This is a genomic window from Brevibacterium siliguriense (assembly GCF_900105315.1).
GTDB lineage: Bacteria > Actinomycetota > Actinomycetes > Actinomycetales > Brevibacteriaceae > Brevibacterium > Brevibacterium siliguriense.
This window is the reverse complement of sequence record NZ_LT629766.1, coordinates 1,570,781-1,584,759: the sequence shown is the minus strand read 5'-3', so window position 1 is coordinate 1,584,759 and position 13,979 is coordinate 1,570,781. Positions and strand designations below refer to the sequence as shown.

Annotated in this window: 12 protein-coding genes; 4 read left to right on the top strand and 8 right to left on the bottom strand. The window is 65.6% G+C overall.

Going from position 1 to position 13,979, the window contains the following annotated elements; translation table 11 throughout:
• Nucleotides 1-103: 103 nt before the first annotated feature.
• The 5 genes from guaA to BLU88_RS06890 form a co-directional block, all read right to left on the bottom strand.
• Complete coding sequence (gene guaA, locus BLU88_RS06910) at nt 104-1,687, bottom strand: glutamine-hydrolyzing GMP synthase (protein ID WP_092011686.1); 1,584 nt, start codon at nt 1,685-1,687, stop codon at nt 104-106.
• 177 nt (nt 1,688-1,864) lie between these two features.
• The gene (locus BLU88_RS06905; protein ID WP_092011683.1) at nt 1,865-2,302 is read right to left on the bottom strand and encodes a DUF3817 domain-containing protein; all 438 of its coding nucleotides are present in this window, start codon (nt 2,300-2,302) and stop codon (nt 1,865-1,867) included.
• Nucleotides 2,303-2,304: 2 nt separating this feature from the next.
• Nucleotides 2,305-3,255, bottom strand: coding sequence for an SURF1 family protein (locus tag BLU88_RS06900; RefSeq protein WP_231939657.1), 951 nt, complete (start codon nt 3,253-3,255; stop codon nt 2,305-2,307).
• Nucleotides 3,256-3,286: 31 nt separating this feature from the next.
• Entirely contained in the window at nt 3,287-4,420 is a 1,134-nt protein-coding gene (locus BLU88_RS06895) for a GuaB3 family IMP dehydrogenase-related protein (RefSeq protein WP_092011681.1), read from the bottom strand.
• A gap of 135 nt (nt 4,421-4,555) precedes the next feature.
• Entirely contained in the window at nt 4,556-5,458 is a 903-nt protein-coding gene (locus tag BLU88_RS06890; protein WP_092011678.1) for a LysR family transcriptional regulator, read from the bottom strand.
• 196 nt (nt 5,459-5,654) lie between these two features.
• Between BLU88_RS06890 and BLU88_RS06885 the strand changes: the two genes are divergently transcribed.
• The gene (locus tag BLU88_RS06885; RefSeq protein ID WP_092011675.1) at nt 5,655-6,377 is read left to right on the top strand and encodes a LysE family translocator; all 723 of its coding nucleotides are present in this window, start codon (nt 5,655-5,657) and stop codon (nt 6,375-6,377) included.
• Nucleotides 6,378-6,512: 135 nt separating this feature from the next.
• On the opposite strand, the gene BLU88_RS06880 is transcribed toward BLU88_RS06885, so the two are convergent.
• The 3 genes from BLU88_RS06880 to panB all read right to left on the bottom strand — a co-directional run bounded on the left by BLU88_RS06880 (nt 6,513) and on the right by panB (nt 9,885).
• Nucleotides 6,513-7,850 (bottom strand): mechanosensitive ion channel, encoded by a 1,338-nt coding sequence (locus BLU88_RS06880; RefSeq protein WP_092011673.1) that lies wholly within the window; start codon nt 7,848-7,850, stop codon nt 6,513-6,515.
• Nucleotides 7,851-8,062: 212 nt separating this feature from the next.
• Entirely contained in the window at nt 8,063-8,935 is an 873-nt protein-coding gene (gene panC, locus BLU88_RS06875) for a pantoate--beta-alanine ligase (RefSeq protein WP_092011670.1), read from the bottom strand.
• Nucleotides 8,935-9,885, bottom strand: a complete 951-nt coding sequence (gene panB / locus BLU88_RS06870; protein WP_092011667.1) for a 3-methyl-2-oxobutanoate hydroxymethyltransferase — start codon at nt 9,883-9,885, stop codon at nt 8,935-8,937. Before panB ends, panC begins: the two co-directional genes overlap by 1 nt.
• 399 nt (nt 9,886-10,284) lie before the next feature.
• Here panB and nadA point away from each other — a divergent pair, with 399 nt between their 5' ends.
• The 3 genes from nadA to nadC are packed head-to-tail and all read left to right on the top strand — an operon-like array spanning nt 10,285 to nt 13,978.
• Nucleotides 10,285-11,568: a quinolinate synthase NadA gene (gene nadA / locus BLU88_RS06865; RefSeq protein ID WP_092011664.1), complete on the top strand. Its 1,284-nt coding sequence runs from the start codon at nt 10,285-10,287 to the stop codon at nt 11,566-11,568.
• Nucleotides 11,568-13,133 carry an L-aspartate oxidase gene (nadB, locus tag BLU88_RS06860; RefSeq protein WP_092011661.1) on the top strand — a complete coding sequence of 522 codons (1,566 nt, stop codon included), beginning with the start codon at nt 11,568-11,570 and terminating at the stop codon, nt 13,131-13,133. The genes nadA and nadB overlap by 1 nt, the downstream gene beginning before the upstream one ends.
• Nucleotides 13,127-13,978 carry a carboxylating nicotinate-nucleotide diphosphorylase gene (nadC, locus tag BLU88_RS06855; RefSeq protein WP_092011658.1) on the top strand — a complete coding sequence of 284 codons (852 nt, stop codon included), beginning with the start codon at nt 13,127-13,129 and terminating at the stop codon, nt 13,976-13,978. Before nadB ends, nadC begins: the two co-directional genes overlap by 7 nt.
• Nucleotide 13,979: the final 1 nt, after the last annotated feature.

Genomic DNA, 13,979 nt, shown 5'->3' with positions numbered 1-13,979 from the left:
CTGAACGGTGTTCAGGAACAGTATTCGGGGGTCTCATTCGAGGCCGCCTCGGCGAGGGCTTCCGCACGGTCACGCGCGGGGACCCATCAACGGTCGCGGAGGATCACTCCCATTCGATGGTGCCCGGAGGCTTCGAGGTGACGTCGAGGACGACGCGGTTGATGTCATCGACCTCATTGGTGATGCGATTGGAGATCACGGAGAGCACATCGTAGGGAATGCGCGTCCAGTCAGCGGTCATCGCGTCCTCGCTGGAGACCGGGCGCAGCACGACGGGATGACCGTAGGTGCGCCCGTCGCCTTGGACGCCGACGGAGCGGACATCGGCCAGGAGAACGACAGGACACTGCCAGATCTCTCCGTCGAGGCCGGCCTTCGTCAGCTCTTCGCGGGCGATGGCGTCGGCCTTGCGCAGGATGTTCAGACGCTCTTCGGTGACCTCTCCGATGATGCGGATGCCGAGTCCTGGGCCGGGGAACGGCTGGCGGGAGACGATGACCTCGGGCACGCCGAGTTCGCGTCCGATGGCGCGGACCTCGTCCTTGAACAGGGCGCGCAGTGGCTCGATGAGCTGGAACTGAATGTCATCGGGCAGCCCGCCGACATTGTGGTGGCTCTTGATGTTCGCGGTGCCCGATCCCCCGCCGGATTCGACGACGTCGGGGTAGAGGGTGCCCTGGACGAGGAAGGCGATCTCTTCGCCTTCGCCTTCCTGAGCCTCGAGGACGAGCTCGGCGGCAGCGGTCTCGAAGGTGCGGATGAACTCGCGGCCGATGATCTTGCGCTTCTCCTCCGGGTCAGTGACGCCGGCGAGCTGGGACAGGAACTGCTCGCGGGCGTCGACGGTGACCAGGCGAACGCCGATCGAATCGACGTAGTCCTTCTCCACCTGGACGCGTTCGTCCTGACGCAGCAGACCATGGTCGACGAAGACGCAGGTGAGCTGGTCGCCGATGGCCTTGTGGACCAGGGCGGCGGCTACGGAGGAATCAACGCCGCCGGACAGGGCGCAGATGACCTTCTTGCTGCCGACGCGGGCGCGGATGAGTTCGACCTGTTCGTCGATGACGGATTCGTTCGTCCAGTCGGCGGTGAGTCCGGCGACGTTGAACAGGAAGTTCTCGAGGATCTTCTGCCCGTTCTCCGAATGGAGGACCTCGGGGTGCCACTGCACTCCGGCGAACTTCTTCGCCGGGCATTCGAAGGCCGCGACGGGGGTGTCCGGGGTGGAGGCGAGGACGTCGAAGCCGGCGGGCGCCTCGGCGACGGAGTCCCCGTGGGACATCCAGACCTTGTAGTTGTCCGGGGTCTCGGCCAGCAGTGCGCCGGTCTGGGACACGGAGACCGGGGTCGATCCGTATTCGCGCTTATCGGTCTTGGCCACGCGGCCGCCGAGTGCGGTCGACATGAGCTGGAAGCCGTAGCAGATGCCCATCGTGGGCACTCCGAGGTCGAACACGGAGGTGTCGAAGCTCGGGGCGGCGGCGTCGTTGACGCTGGACGGTCCGCCGGAGAGCACGATGGCCACCGGTTTCTTCGCCGCGAACTCGGACGCCGGCGCGTCGTGGGCGATGATCTCCGAGTACAGACCGGCTTCGCGGATGCGGCGCGCGATGAGCTGGGCGTACTGGGCGCCGAAATCGACGACGAGGACAGGGGGCACCTGCGTGCTCTGGGATTGCGTCATGATCCAATTCTAAGCGTCGGCGACCGAACGCCCGAATTCGGGGCGAACAGCCGCCTCAGCACGGTTGCGCACGTGCCGGTGGGTCGCCTCGGGGAGGACGAGGAGACGATGACCCGGCTGCCTCGGCGAGGGCGAACCGGGCCGGTCTGGCCGCCTCGGCGAGGGTGGGTTTACGTCTTATGACTTGGGCGCGACGACGACGGCGGCTTCGAGCTCCGCGTCGACCTGGCGGTGGATGCGGCGCTCGAGGATGAACGACATCACGGGCACGACGCCGGCCAGCGCGAGGATGAGGTAGCGGCCGAGCGTCCAGCGCATCTGCTGGTTGAGCCAGAAGCAGCCGATGAGGTAGACGACGTAGCACCAGCCGTGGCAGATTGCGATGGCTGCGGCGAGGTTGAAGCCGCCGAAGTTCAGGGCGGTGGCCGGGTCGGCGGCGATGAGGTACTTATAGATCATCTCGACCGTGAGGATGAGCAGCATCGTACCGGTGATGAGGGCCATCACGCGGTAGAACTTCAGCGCATTGCGCGCCGACGTGAAGCGTTTGACGCTCCACACGTCCTTCTCATCGAAGTCGGGGCGGGAGTCCAAGGACTCGTGTTCTTCGCTCACGCTCAGTTTCCTCCGGTCGTGGAAGTGTCGGTGTCGGTCGATTCGAGTTTCGTCCCGGTCTTCTTCCCGGGCTTCTTCCCACCGTGTCGATGGGTCGGCAGTCCGGTCAGTCCGGACATCACCTCGGGGTCGATAGTCGCATCACCCGCGGGCTTGACGACAACATACTCGACGCTCTTCTCCGAATCCTGGGAATCCTCGTCGAGGCGGCGCCGGACGAAGTCATCGCGCAGCAGCTGGAACCACATGTAGAGGGCCATAGCGGCGAAGAAGATCCATTCGACGGCGTAGACCGCCGACTTCAGATCGAATCCGCCTTCGTCGCGCGTCGTCGTGGTCGGAACCTGTTCGAGGCCGTCGGTGCCCACCGAGGCGGCCGCCCCGTCCGCAGTTTCGGGGATGAGGAAGCCGGAATAGGTGAGCAGGTCGGGGAACAGGTTGATGATCTGCGAGGTCGAGACCGTGTGCACCTGTCCATCGGGCAGGTCGTTGCCCTCGACGGGGCCTTCGATGGGTCCGATCCGCGCGGTCAGCTCGACCTGACCGTCCCGTGCCTCGGAGGTCATCGCCGTGTCCTCGTCGGCGGTGAAACCGCGGACAACGGGGATCGCGATGGTCTTTTCGTCGGCGTTCGCAACTTTGACGTCCTCACCGAGGTGGGCTCCGTCGGGGGCGAACATCGTCACGACCCAATACCCGGAATCCCCGTCCTGGACGCGTCCGGGGACGACGATCTGAGCATCGGGAATCCAGTGTCCTGACAGGCTGACCCGCTGATCGGCGAGAATGCCGGGCATCGGGGCCTGGGCATCCATAACGTCGTTGAAGTCCTTGAGTTCATTGACTCCGGCGGATTCAGCGACGTCATTCTTGTGTTGGGCCCGGTCGACCTGCCACGCGGAGAGACCGACGAAGCAGGTGACGAGCACCAACACGAGGAGCAGGGACCCCAACCATCTGGGGGTCAGTGCCAGGCGGAACAGATCAGACCACCGAACCAGTCTGGTAGGGCGAGACGGTGACGTCGACGCGCTGGAATTCCTTGAGGTCGAGGTAGCCGGTGGTAGCCAGCGCTCGACGCAGGGCACCGGCGAGGTTGAGTTCGCCGATCGCGGTGCGGCCGGGACCGAAGAGCACCTGCTCGAGGCTGCCGACTGTGCCGAGCTCCACGCGGTGGCCGCGCGGCAGGTCCGGGTGGTGGGCTTCGGCGCCCCAGTGCATTCCGCGGCCGGGGGCTTCGGTCGACCGGGCCAGAGCGGTGCCGAGCATGACGGCGTCGGCGCCGACCCCGAAGGCCTTGACGATGTCGCCGCTGGTGCCGAGTCCGCCGTCGGCGATGACATGGACGTAGCGGCCGCCGGATTCGTCCATATAGTCCCTCCGGGCGGCGTGGACGTCGGCGACAGCGGTGGCCATCGGGGCGTGGATGCCCAAGGTCTTGCGAGTGGTGGCAGCCGCTCCCCCGCCGAAGCCGACGAGGACGCCGGCGGCACCGGTGCGCATGAGGTGCAGCGCTGCGGTGTAGGTGGCGGCTCCGCCGACGATGACGGGCACATCGAGTTCGTAGATGAACTGCTTGAGGTTGAGCGGTTCGGTGTGGGTCGAGACGTGCTCGGCAGAAACCGTGGTGCCGCGGATGACGAAGATGTCGACTCCGGCGTCGATGACGGTCTTGTAGAACTCCTGAGTCCGCTGCGGGGTCAGGGCACCGGCCACGGTGACTCCGGCTTCACGGATCTGCTCGAGGCGAGCGGTGATGAGTTCGGCCTGGATGGGTGCGGAGTAGAGCTCCTGCATCCGGGAGGTCGCCATCTCAGCCGGCAGCTGGGCGATTTCGGCCAGCTGCGGAGTGGGATCCTCATACCGGGTCCACAGTCCTTCGAGGTCGAGGACGCCGAGGCCGCCGAATCGACCCAGGGCGATGACCGTCTCCGGGGACATGGCCGAGTCCATGGGAGCGCCGATGAAGGGCAGCTCGAACTGGTAGGCATCGATCTGCCAGCTCAACGACACGTCTTCGGGGTCACGGGTGCGCCGAGCGGGGACGATGGCGATGTCGTCGAGCGAATAGGCGCGACGGCCGCGCTTGCCTCTGCCGATTTCGATTTCAGAACTCACCCCAACAGCCTATCCCACCACCCTCCGCGCCCGGTCTCAGCCCACTATGAGGAACGGCGCATCTCCCCTCCCAGGACTACCTGACGGCGGCTCAGCAACCTGGCGCGAGGTTGCTGGGCCCCCGTCAGGTAGCAATTAGGGGGTGGGGTGGGTGTCGGCGGCGGTCTGGGTGGCGGCGGCGAAGGCGCGGACATGCGGCAAGTGGGCGACCTTGTCCCGCACGTGCATGACGACTCGACGCATCGGCACGGGGTCGGACAGGTCGACCGCGACGAGTCCCGGCGGCAGCTGCAGAGTCGAGAGCCGCGGGAGGACTGTGATGCCCATGCTCGAGGCGACGAGAGCCAACGCCGCAAAGTCGTCCTCGCAGGCAGCGAAGCTGCGGCGTTCGAATCCGGCCGCGGCACACGCATGGTCGACGACCTTGCTCGAGGGCCCGGCCCACATGTCGTAATCGACCCAATGCTCATCCTCGAGGGCGCCGAACGGCACTGACTCACGGCCTGCGAACCGGTGGCCTTCGGGGACCACGACGCGATAGTCGTCGTCGAAGAGCGGGATCCGCGTCATCTCCGGCAGGTGGATCTCACCGTCCTGCGGGACTTCCGCCCGGATCTCGATGAGGCAGTGCCCGCGCCGGTTCTTCGCCGGCTCATTGAGCTGGATGTCGAACCGCAGATTCGGATGATCCTGGGCGACGGATTCGATGATGCCCGGCAGCAGACGCGCATTGAACGAGGTGAATGCCGCGATCCGCAGGCGGGGCCTGCTGACGTTGCGGAAGCCTTCGACCAGATCGTCGAGGCGGCCGACGGCGGTGAAGACCTCCGCCGAATCGTCGGCCAGGCGCCGACCGAGCTCGGTGATCTCAATGCCGCGGCCCGAACGCTCGTAGAGCGGCGCCCCGACGGCCTTCTGCAGGGTGGTGATGTGCTGACTGACGGTCGCCGGGGTGTAGTTGAGGCTCCTCGCCGCAGCGACCACGGAACCGGTGGCCGCGACGGCGCGCCAGACCCGCAGACGATTGAGATCCCACATGCCCTCAAGAGTAGCCGCAGACGACCGGGGAAATCATTAGACACCACCTGATGATCATTCATAATCAGTTGCTTTTACCGATTGATCGATTCCGGCAGAATGGTGATCGTCTCTGTCGACGTCGGAGACCCCCTTGTGCTTCATCCCCGTTGACTGTTCGCATCTTCTCAATCACCCCACCTTTCGAAGGAGTGCCGTGACCGGACCCGAGATCCTCACCATCACCGGCGCCGCAGCCGCGCTTGCCGTCACACCCGGCCCCGAGACGATCCTGACGATCCGCCTGTCCTCGCTGCGCCGCAAGGCCGGACTCGTCTATGCCCTCGGCACTGCCACTGGCACCGTGATCTGGATGGTCCTCGCGCTCACCGGCGTCTCTGCTCTGCTGACCGTCTACCCCGCTGCCGTGCAGCTGCTCAAGATCGGCGGCGGCCTCTACCTCTGCCTCCTCGGCGTCCTCGCCGGCCGCCAGGCCCTCCGCCTGCGCCGTGAGCTGAGGGCCACCGAGACGACAGGCGAGCCCGCCGAAGTTTCCCCCGCCCCGTCGACCGGCTCCGATTCCCTCGACGGCCCCGTCTCCGAGATCGCCCATGTCATGGAATCGACCTCGTGGGGCCATCTGCGCTCGTTCGTGTCCTATCGCCGAGGCATCATCTCCTCGCTGAGCAACCCGAAGGTCGGCCTGTTCTTCCTCGCAATCCTGCCGACCCTCGTGCCCGCCTCCCCGACCGGCATCGACTACACCGTGCTCGTCGCCCTGATCCTCGGCGTGCTCCTGTCCTACCAGCTCGTCCTCGCGTGCGTGGCCAGCCTCGCCGCCTCCGCAATGGCCCACCGCAGCGCCGACTTCTTCATCGAAGCCGCCTCGACCGTCATCCTGCTCATCATCGGCATCGCCGTCATCGCGATCCCCATCTGAACTGCGGTCTCCCCGAGCTCAAGAAAGGGGCGGGGCACCGAGGTCGATCCTCGGCTGCCCCGCCCCTTCGTTTCGGTGCGCAGCCCCTCCCTCAGCTCTCATTCGCCGAGGAGGCTCCCCGCTTCCGCTGCCACCTCAGTTTCCAGTGGTGTGCGTTCCGGATCCCGGGGTGCCGCCGTCAACGGTGTCGGGATTCGTCTTCTCAGCCGCCTCGGCGAGGTCGACCTTGTTCAGCATCTTCGCGGCCGCCTCACGTCCGCCGAGGCCGAAGGCCAGAGCGGCCGCCGCCGCGCCGCCGATGACGACGGCGCCGAAGGCGAGGTTGATGATCGAATCGGCCAGACCCATGTAGCGCAGGCCCATCGCGATGAACAGCGCGATCGCCGAGTAGCGCAGCACCTTGCTGGCAAGGTTGTTCGTGATGAACTTGCCGATGAGCGCGGCGATGAGGAATCCTGCGGCGATGATCGCAGCGCCGAAGAGCACGCTCCCGCCGAGGTCGAGGATCTCATTGAGGATGTTCGTGATCTCCGGGAATCCGAGCATCTTGGTGGCCATGATCGCGAAGAAGATCATGATGGCCACCTGCACGATGCGGGTGATCACGTTGGAGGCGCTGGTGCCTTCGGGCACAATACCGATCTCATTGATGGCCTTGTCGGTGCCGATGCCCTGGAGGATCTGCTCGAGCAGATTGCCGAGGAACTTGGCGATGACGAAGCCGATGGCCAGCAGGATGCCGGCGGCGATGATGAGCGGGATCGCGTTGAGGAAGATCTGGAGCATCTGTTGGGCAGGATCCGAGATCGCCTTGATGCCGAGGACCTGCAGCGCCGAGATCGCGACGACGATGATGATGATCCCGAAGACCAGGTTGCCGACGAGGTTCGAGATCTTCGCGTTCGCCTCAGCGTTCGGGTTCTGTGCATGACCGGGATGGCCGCCCTGTGGAGGCATGCCCTGCTGACCCTGCGCAGCGTACTGCTGGGTGGCTTCGGGATGCGGCTGAGCATTTCCGGCGCCTTCGGCCACTCCGGTGGCCTTGTCGCCGAGCGATCGGAACTTTGAAGTCAGCTTCGTCAGATCCACGGCATTGAGCGCGGTCTGGACGAGCTGCTTGGCGATCTTCGCGAAGACGTAGCCGATGAAGAAGATGAATCCTGCGCCGATGATATTCGGCAGGAACCCGAAGATTCCATCTAGGAGACCCTGCAGCGGAGTCAGAACCTGATCGAGGTTGAACAGCTGGAGAACGGCGATGAGTCCAAGCAGCCAGATGACGAGACCGGCGATCTGCCCGACCGATTTCCCGATCTGCTGACCATTGCTTCCGTCACGCTGAAGTGCCGGAACCTTTGTGACCAATTTGCCTATCGCCCATTTGACGATGGCGGCGATAATCCAGGTGACAATGAGAATGACGATTGCCAGCCCGACTTTCGTCAGGACCGACCAGATATCCATACCTTGCATGTCGCTTATCTCCTTCGAACTCAACGAATCGGCAAGCTTCATTTGCTCTTGCTGATTTTGAGTCTATTCTCAGCGAACACCGAGAACAAGAGTCCAGCAATCAATTGCAGACAATTGAAATCATAGATATCGACATAATCTCTGTCGATTACATATTTATATGTCGATCGCTCATCAGAATCTTCATAAACCAATCACAATTGCATATCGCGTCAGAATTCCAGCGGCAGATTGTCGATGAGATGAGTCCCGCCGACCGTCGCGGAGACCAGCAGCAGAGCCGGTCCCGTGAAGTCCGGCGGGCACGGCCGCAGGGTCGCGGACTCGACGAGGCTGCAGTAGACGATCTCGAGGTCCCCGCGTTCGGCGGCGGGTTCCAACTCGGCAAGCGCGGCCGCCTCGACGGCGGCGGACAGCCCCGCACCAGCACCGGAACCCGCCGTTCCGCAGCCTCGCTCGGCCACCTCGGCGGCGGCATTGAGAGCCCGCGGAATCGCCAGGGCACGGGCACGCTCATCCGGGGCCAGGTAGGAGTTGCGGCTCGACATGGCCAGGCCGTCGGCATCCCGAACCACGGGCAGGCCGATGAGCTCGATATCGAAGTTGAGGTCGGCGATCATGCGTTTGACCAGGACGAACTGCTGGATGTCCTTGAGCCCGAACACCGTGACATCGGGGTCGATGAGGGTGAAGAGCTTCGCCACGACGGTGAGCACGCCGTCGAAGTGCCCGGGCCTGGCCGCGCCCTCGAACACGGCTCCCATGCGCCCGGCGACGACCCTCACCTCCGGCGCGGACGGATACATCTCTGCCAGCGCCGGCGCGAAGACGAAGTCGACCCCAGCCTCCTCGCACTTCTTCAGATCCTCCTCGATCGGCCGCGGGTACTGGACGAAATCCTCGTCGGCGCCGAACTGGAGCGGATTGACGAAGATCGAGGCCACGACAAGGTCGGATTCTGAGCGAGCACGGGTCATCAGCGCCTGATGCCCCGAATGCAGGGCTCCCATCGTCGGGACGAGACCGGTGCGGCCTGGCTGACCTGCCCGCCACCGACGCAGCGCCTGGATGCCGCCGACCTCCATCAGTCGAAGCTCCTCTCCGGTTCGGGGAAGGCCCCGGACTTCACTTCTTCGACATAGGTGCCGACCGCCTCGGTGAGCACGGAATGCAGGTCGGCGTAGCGCTTGACGAAACGCGGGGCGCGGCCCGTGCGCAGGCCCGCCATGTCCTGCCACACGAGGACCTGGGCGTCGCAGTCCGCACCGGCACCGATGCCCACGGTAGGGATCGTCAGCTCGGCGGTGACCTGGCCGGCCAGTCCGGAGGGCACCATCTCCATGACCACGGAGAAGGCTCCGGCCTCGGCCACGGCACGGGCGTCGTCGAGCAGCGCCTCCCCTGCTTCGCCGCGGCCCTGGACCTTGTAGCCGCCGAGGTTGTGCTCGGCCTGCGGAGTGAAGCCGATGTGCGCCATGACGGGGATGCCCGCCGTCGTGATCGCCTTGATCCGGGCGGCCATCCGTGCCCCGCCTTCGAGTTTGACCGCGTGGACTCCTGATTCCTTCATGAAGCGCACGGCCGTGGCCACAGCCTGCTCGTCGGAGACCTCGTAGCTGCCGAAGGGCAGGTCGGCGACGATGAGTGCGCGGCTCGTGGCTGAGGAGACAGCTCGAGCAAGAGGGATGAGCTCATCGACGGTGACCGGCAGGGTGGTCGCGTGGCCGTAGACGTTGTTCGCCGCCGAATCGCCGATAAGCAGGGCCTCGACGCCGGCCTGCTCGAACAGGGCCGCCGTGTACTGGTCGTAGCTGGTCAGCATCGCCCACCGCCGGCCTTCCGCCTTGGCCTTGATGAGGTCGAGGGTCCGGATTCGCCGGGGCGGCGCCGCGTGTGCCGAAACCGGACCGCCATACGGGGCCGGCTGTTCCGCCGAGGCGATACCCGCCGTGGCATTGCCGCCGCCAGTCGCGTTGTCGGCTGGGGTGGTACTGGAGGTAGACGTGAACTGGTTCGTTTGTGCCGCTTCGGGCATGAGAATCCTTCGGATATGCGATGTCGTCGGTGCCGGCGCGGGCGGGGCGAGATCGATGCTCCGGTCCGAAGCCTCGGTGTCTCTCACGGGGGCGCCCACCGCAGCGCGCATCGACTCGGATTGCGAGCCAGACCACAGCCTATTGCATCCTCCGGCGCAGAGCCATCGACAGCGATACGACCTGGGCTGCAGCACCGCCCTCCCACCGCTCGCAGTCTGCACATTGATCACTTCCGACGCCGCGCTCGCGTTAAGAGAGTTGTACATTGCCCGCCCACAGGATTAAGCTCAAATCTGCGCAAAGAAATAAACGCACGAATGCGCAAAAGATTTCGGGCGGCTCGCACCATCGGTGAAGCACCTCAGGAACGGGCGCCGCCCACCGAGCGAAGGACGATGATGACCACGACAGCTTCGATCGAACTCACCCTCAAAGACATCTCTGCCTCGGGCGCGAACGACGACATGTGCACGACGGAGCTGCTCGATGCCCCATGGGACGTCGACGAACGACCCGGCTACGGCCCCGGCTCCTCGATGGCCGACCCGATTCCGGTCGCCGCCCCACGTCAGGGCGACATTCCCGACGAATACAAGCAGGCATCGCCGGAGGAGCTCGATGCCCGCATCCGTGCCGCCAAGGCCACCCTCGGCGATCGCGTCGTCATGCTCGGCCACCACTACCAGCGGGTCGAGGTCGTCGAACACGCCGACTACATCGGCGACTCGTTCATGCTCGCCCGGGCCGCCCAGAACCATCCGGAGGCCGAGGCGATCGTCTTCTGCGGCGTCCACTTCATGGCAGAGACCGCCGACCTGCTGTCGAAACCGGAGCAGTCGGTCATTCTGCCCAACCTCGCCGCTGGCTGTTCGATGGCTGATATGGCCAGCATCGATCAGGTCGAGGACTGCTGGGAGCAGCTCGCGGAGATCTTCGGCACCGAACCCGACGCCGACGGTCGCGTCCCGGTCATCCCCGTCACGTACATGAATTCCTCGGCCGCGATCAAAGGCTTCTGCGGTCGCAACGGTGGAATCGTGTGCACCTCGTCGAACGCCGAGGTGGTCCTGGAATGGGCGTTCGAACGAGGGCAGCGGGTCCTGTTCTTTCCCGACCAGCACCTCGGTCGCAACACTGCGGTGAACATGGGCATCGGACTCGACGAAATGCCGTTGTGGAATCCCGCACGACCGCTAGGCAACAACGACGAGCAGACGCTGACCGATGCCCGTGTCATCCTGTGGCAGGGCTTCTGCTCCGTGCACAAACGCTTCACCCCCGCTCAGATCGACAAGGCCCGCGCCGACCACCCGGACGTGCGCGTCATCGTCCACCCCGAATGTCCGCGTAAGACCGTCGAAGCCGCCGATGAGTCCGGGTCGACCGCGTACATCACGAAGGCAATCGCCGAGGCCGCCGAACCGACCACGTTCGCCATCGGCACCGAGATCAACCTCGTCCAGCGGCTGGCTGCCGAGCACCCGCAGCACGAGATCTTCTGCCTCGATCCCGTCATCTGCCCGTGCTCGACGATGTACCGCATCCATCCCGGCTATATCGCATGGGTCCTCGAATCCCTCATCGACGGTCAGGTCGTCAACCAGATCTCAGTCGACGCCGAGGTGGCCGATCCCGCACGTGTGTCCCTGGAGCGGATGCTCACCGCAAGGCCGCGCACCTGATGAGCCGCGTCATCGTCGCAGGCTCCGGTATCGCGGGGCTGACCACGGCACTGCGCCTGTCCGGCCGCCACACGGTCACTCTCGTGACGAAGGACCGCCTCGGCGAGTCGAATACCGAATGGGCGCAGGGCGGCATCGCCGGTGTCATCGGCCCCGATGACACGGTCGCCTCCCATGTCTCCGATACGCTCACGGCAGGTGCCGGGCACTGTGACCCAGAGTCCGTGCGCATTCTGTGCGAGGCAAGTGGGGACGCGATCGTCTCCCTCGCCGAGGCGGGGGTGGACTTCGACACCGATGCGACCGGGGTCTGGGCCCGCGGAATGGAGGGGGCGCATTCATTTCCGCGCATCTTCCATTCCGGAGGCGATGCGACCGGTCGGGCGATCAGCACCGCGCTGGCGGAGAAGCTGCGCGCCGAAGTTGCCGCAGGTCGCGTCACTCTGCTCGAAGACACGATGTTCGTCGACATCCTCACCAGTGACGACGAATCCCGAGCGGTTCGAGCCACGGGAATCACTGTGCTCAGTAATGGAATTGCCAAGACCCTGAGCGCCGATGCGATAGTGCTGGCCACCGGCGGGGCCGGGCAGGTCTTCGCGCACACGACGAACCCGGCTGCCGCGACCGGAGACGGTCTGGCCGCCGCCATCCGCGCCGGTGCCGAAGTCGCTGATCTCGAGTTCTTCCAGTTCCATCCCACCACCCTTTCTGGTCACGGCTTCCTCATCTCCGAGGCCGTTCGCGGGGCCGGCGCACTGCTGCTCGATGAGCGGGGTCGCCGGTTCATGTGTGGGGTCGACGATCGTGCCGAGCTCGCCTCCCGAGATGTCGTAGCTCTTGCCCTGCATCGCCGCCAGGCAGCTCAGGACGGACGTCCCTGCTTCCTCGATGCGCGGGCCATCCCGGATGTGGCGGCCAGGTTCCCGAGCATCACCGCAGGACTGGCCGCGCATGGCCTCGATCTGTCCCGGGATCTCATTCCCGTCACTCCCGCCGCCCACTACTTCATGGGCGGGGTGGCTGCGGATCGCGATGGTCGCACGAACGTCGAAAGGCTCTTCGCCATCGGCGAGGTCGCGTGCACCGGAGTGCACGGCGCCAACCGGCTGGCCTCGAACTCCCTGCTCGAGGGCGCAGTCTTCGCCACCCGCGCCGTCGCAGCGATCGACGCACTGCCGGACCTCGACTTCGAGGATTCCGATTCCATGGACCATGAGCTCCCACTCCCCCAGTTCGGTTCATTCCATCAGACGGCACTGACACGGACCGAATTGCAGGCTCTGACCTGGGCTCATCTGGGGGTCGAGCGCACGGCCAAGGGTCTGCGGACCCTGCTCGACCGCCTCGGCGACGGTGCCCGCAACACCGCCCCTTCTGCGACCAACGTCGAGGCGTTCGAGACCGCGAACCTCGCGCTCATCGCCGAGCACATGGCTCGGCATGCGCTGGCCCGGGAGCACAGCCTCGGCGCACATACCCGCACCGACGCTCGCACCAACACGCGCACCGACACCACGCTCGCTAAGCCCACCGCTCTGCTTCAGGAGGCCACCGCATGCTGACCGCTGCGACCATCGATTCCGCGCTGCGCACTGCCCTCGACGAGGACGCTCCCTGGGGCGACATCACCGGCGAGGTGTTCATCCCCGCCACCGCCTCGGCGAAGGCCGATCTGCGTGCCCGCGAAGACGGAGTGCTCGCCGGGATCGAGGTCTTCGCCCGCGCCTTCACCCTCGTCGACCCGAGCGTCACGGTCGATCCCGTCGCCGCCGATGGTGCGGCTTTCACCGCAGGTCAGGTGCTGGCCACGGTTGCCGGTCCCGCTCGCGCGGTGCTGCAGGCCGAGCGGATCGCGTTGAACTTCTGCCAGCGGATGAGCGGAATCGCCACCCAGACCCGTGCCTTCGTCGATGCTGCGGCCGGGCGAGCGCGCATCGTCGACACTCGCAAGACGACTCCGGGCCTGCGGGCGTTTGAGAAGCACGCCGTGGTCTGCGGCGGCGGGCACAATCATCGCTTCGGACTCTCCGATGCCGCCATGGCCAAGGACAACCACCTGGCCGTGCTCACCGGCGAGGGGCTCAGCGTCGCCGAGGCGATCCGGTCCGCCCGTGCCCGACTGCCGCATACGACGATGATCGAGGTCGAGGTCGACCGGCTCGACCAGGTGCCCGCTGTGCTCGACGGCGGCGCCGATATCGTCATGCTCGACAACTTCACTCCGGCTCAGCTGCGCGAAGGGGTCGAACTCGTGGGCGGCCGCGCCGTCGTCGAAGCCAGCGGCAATGTCACGCTGGAGACGATCCCGGAGATCTCGGCCACCGGCGTCGACGTCATCTCATCCGGCGCGCTGACCCACAGTGTCCGTTCGATCGATCTCGGCCTCGATCTTTCCCTCGAGGCTTGAG

Coding starts and splice junctions, on each gene's coding strand:
- guaA (WP_092011686.1), bottom strand. CDS start 1,687: ATGACGCAATCCCAGAGCACGCAGGTGCCCCCTGTCCTCGTCGTCGAT.
- BLU88_RS06890 (WP_092011678.1), bottom strand. CDS start 5,458: ATGTGGGATCTCAATCGTCTGCGGGTCTGGCGCGCCGTCGCGGCCACC.
- BLU88_RS06880 (WP_092011673.1), bottom strand. CDS start 7,850: ATGCAAGGTATGGATATCTGGTCGGTCCTGACGAAAGTCGGGCTGGCA.
- panC (WP_092011670.1), bottom strand. CDS start 8,935: ATGGAGGTCGGCGGCATCCAGGCGCTGCGTCGGTGGCGGGCAGGTCAG.
- panB (WP_092011667.1), bottom strand. CDS start 9,885: ATGCCCGAAGCGGCACAAACGAACCAGTTCACGTCTACCTCCAGTACC.
- nadA (WP_092011664.1), top strand. CDS start 10,285: ATGACCACGACAGCTTCGATCGAACTCACCCTCAAAGACATCTCTGCC.
- nadB (WP_092011661.1), top strand. CDS start 11,568: ATGAGCCGCGTCATCGTCGCAGGCTCCGGTATCGCGGGGCTGACCACG.
- nadC (WP_092011658.1), top strand. CDS start 13,127: ATGCTGACCGCTGCGACCATCGATTCCGCGCTGCGCACTGCCCTCGAC.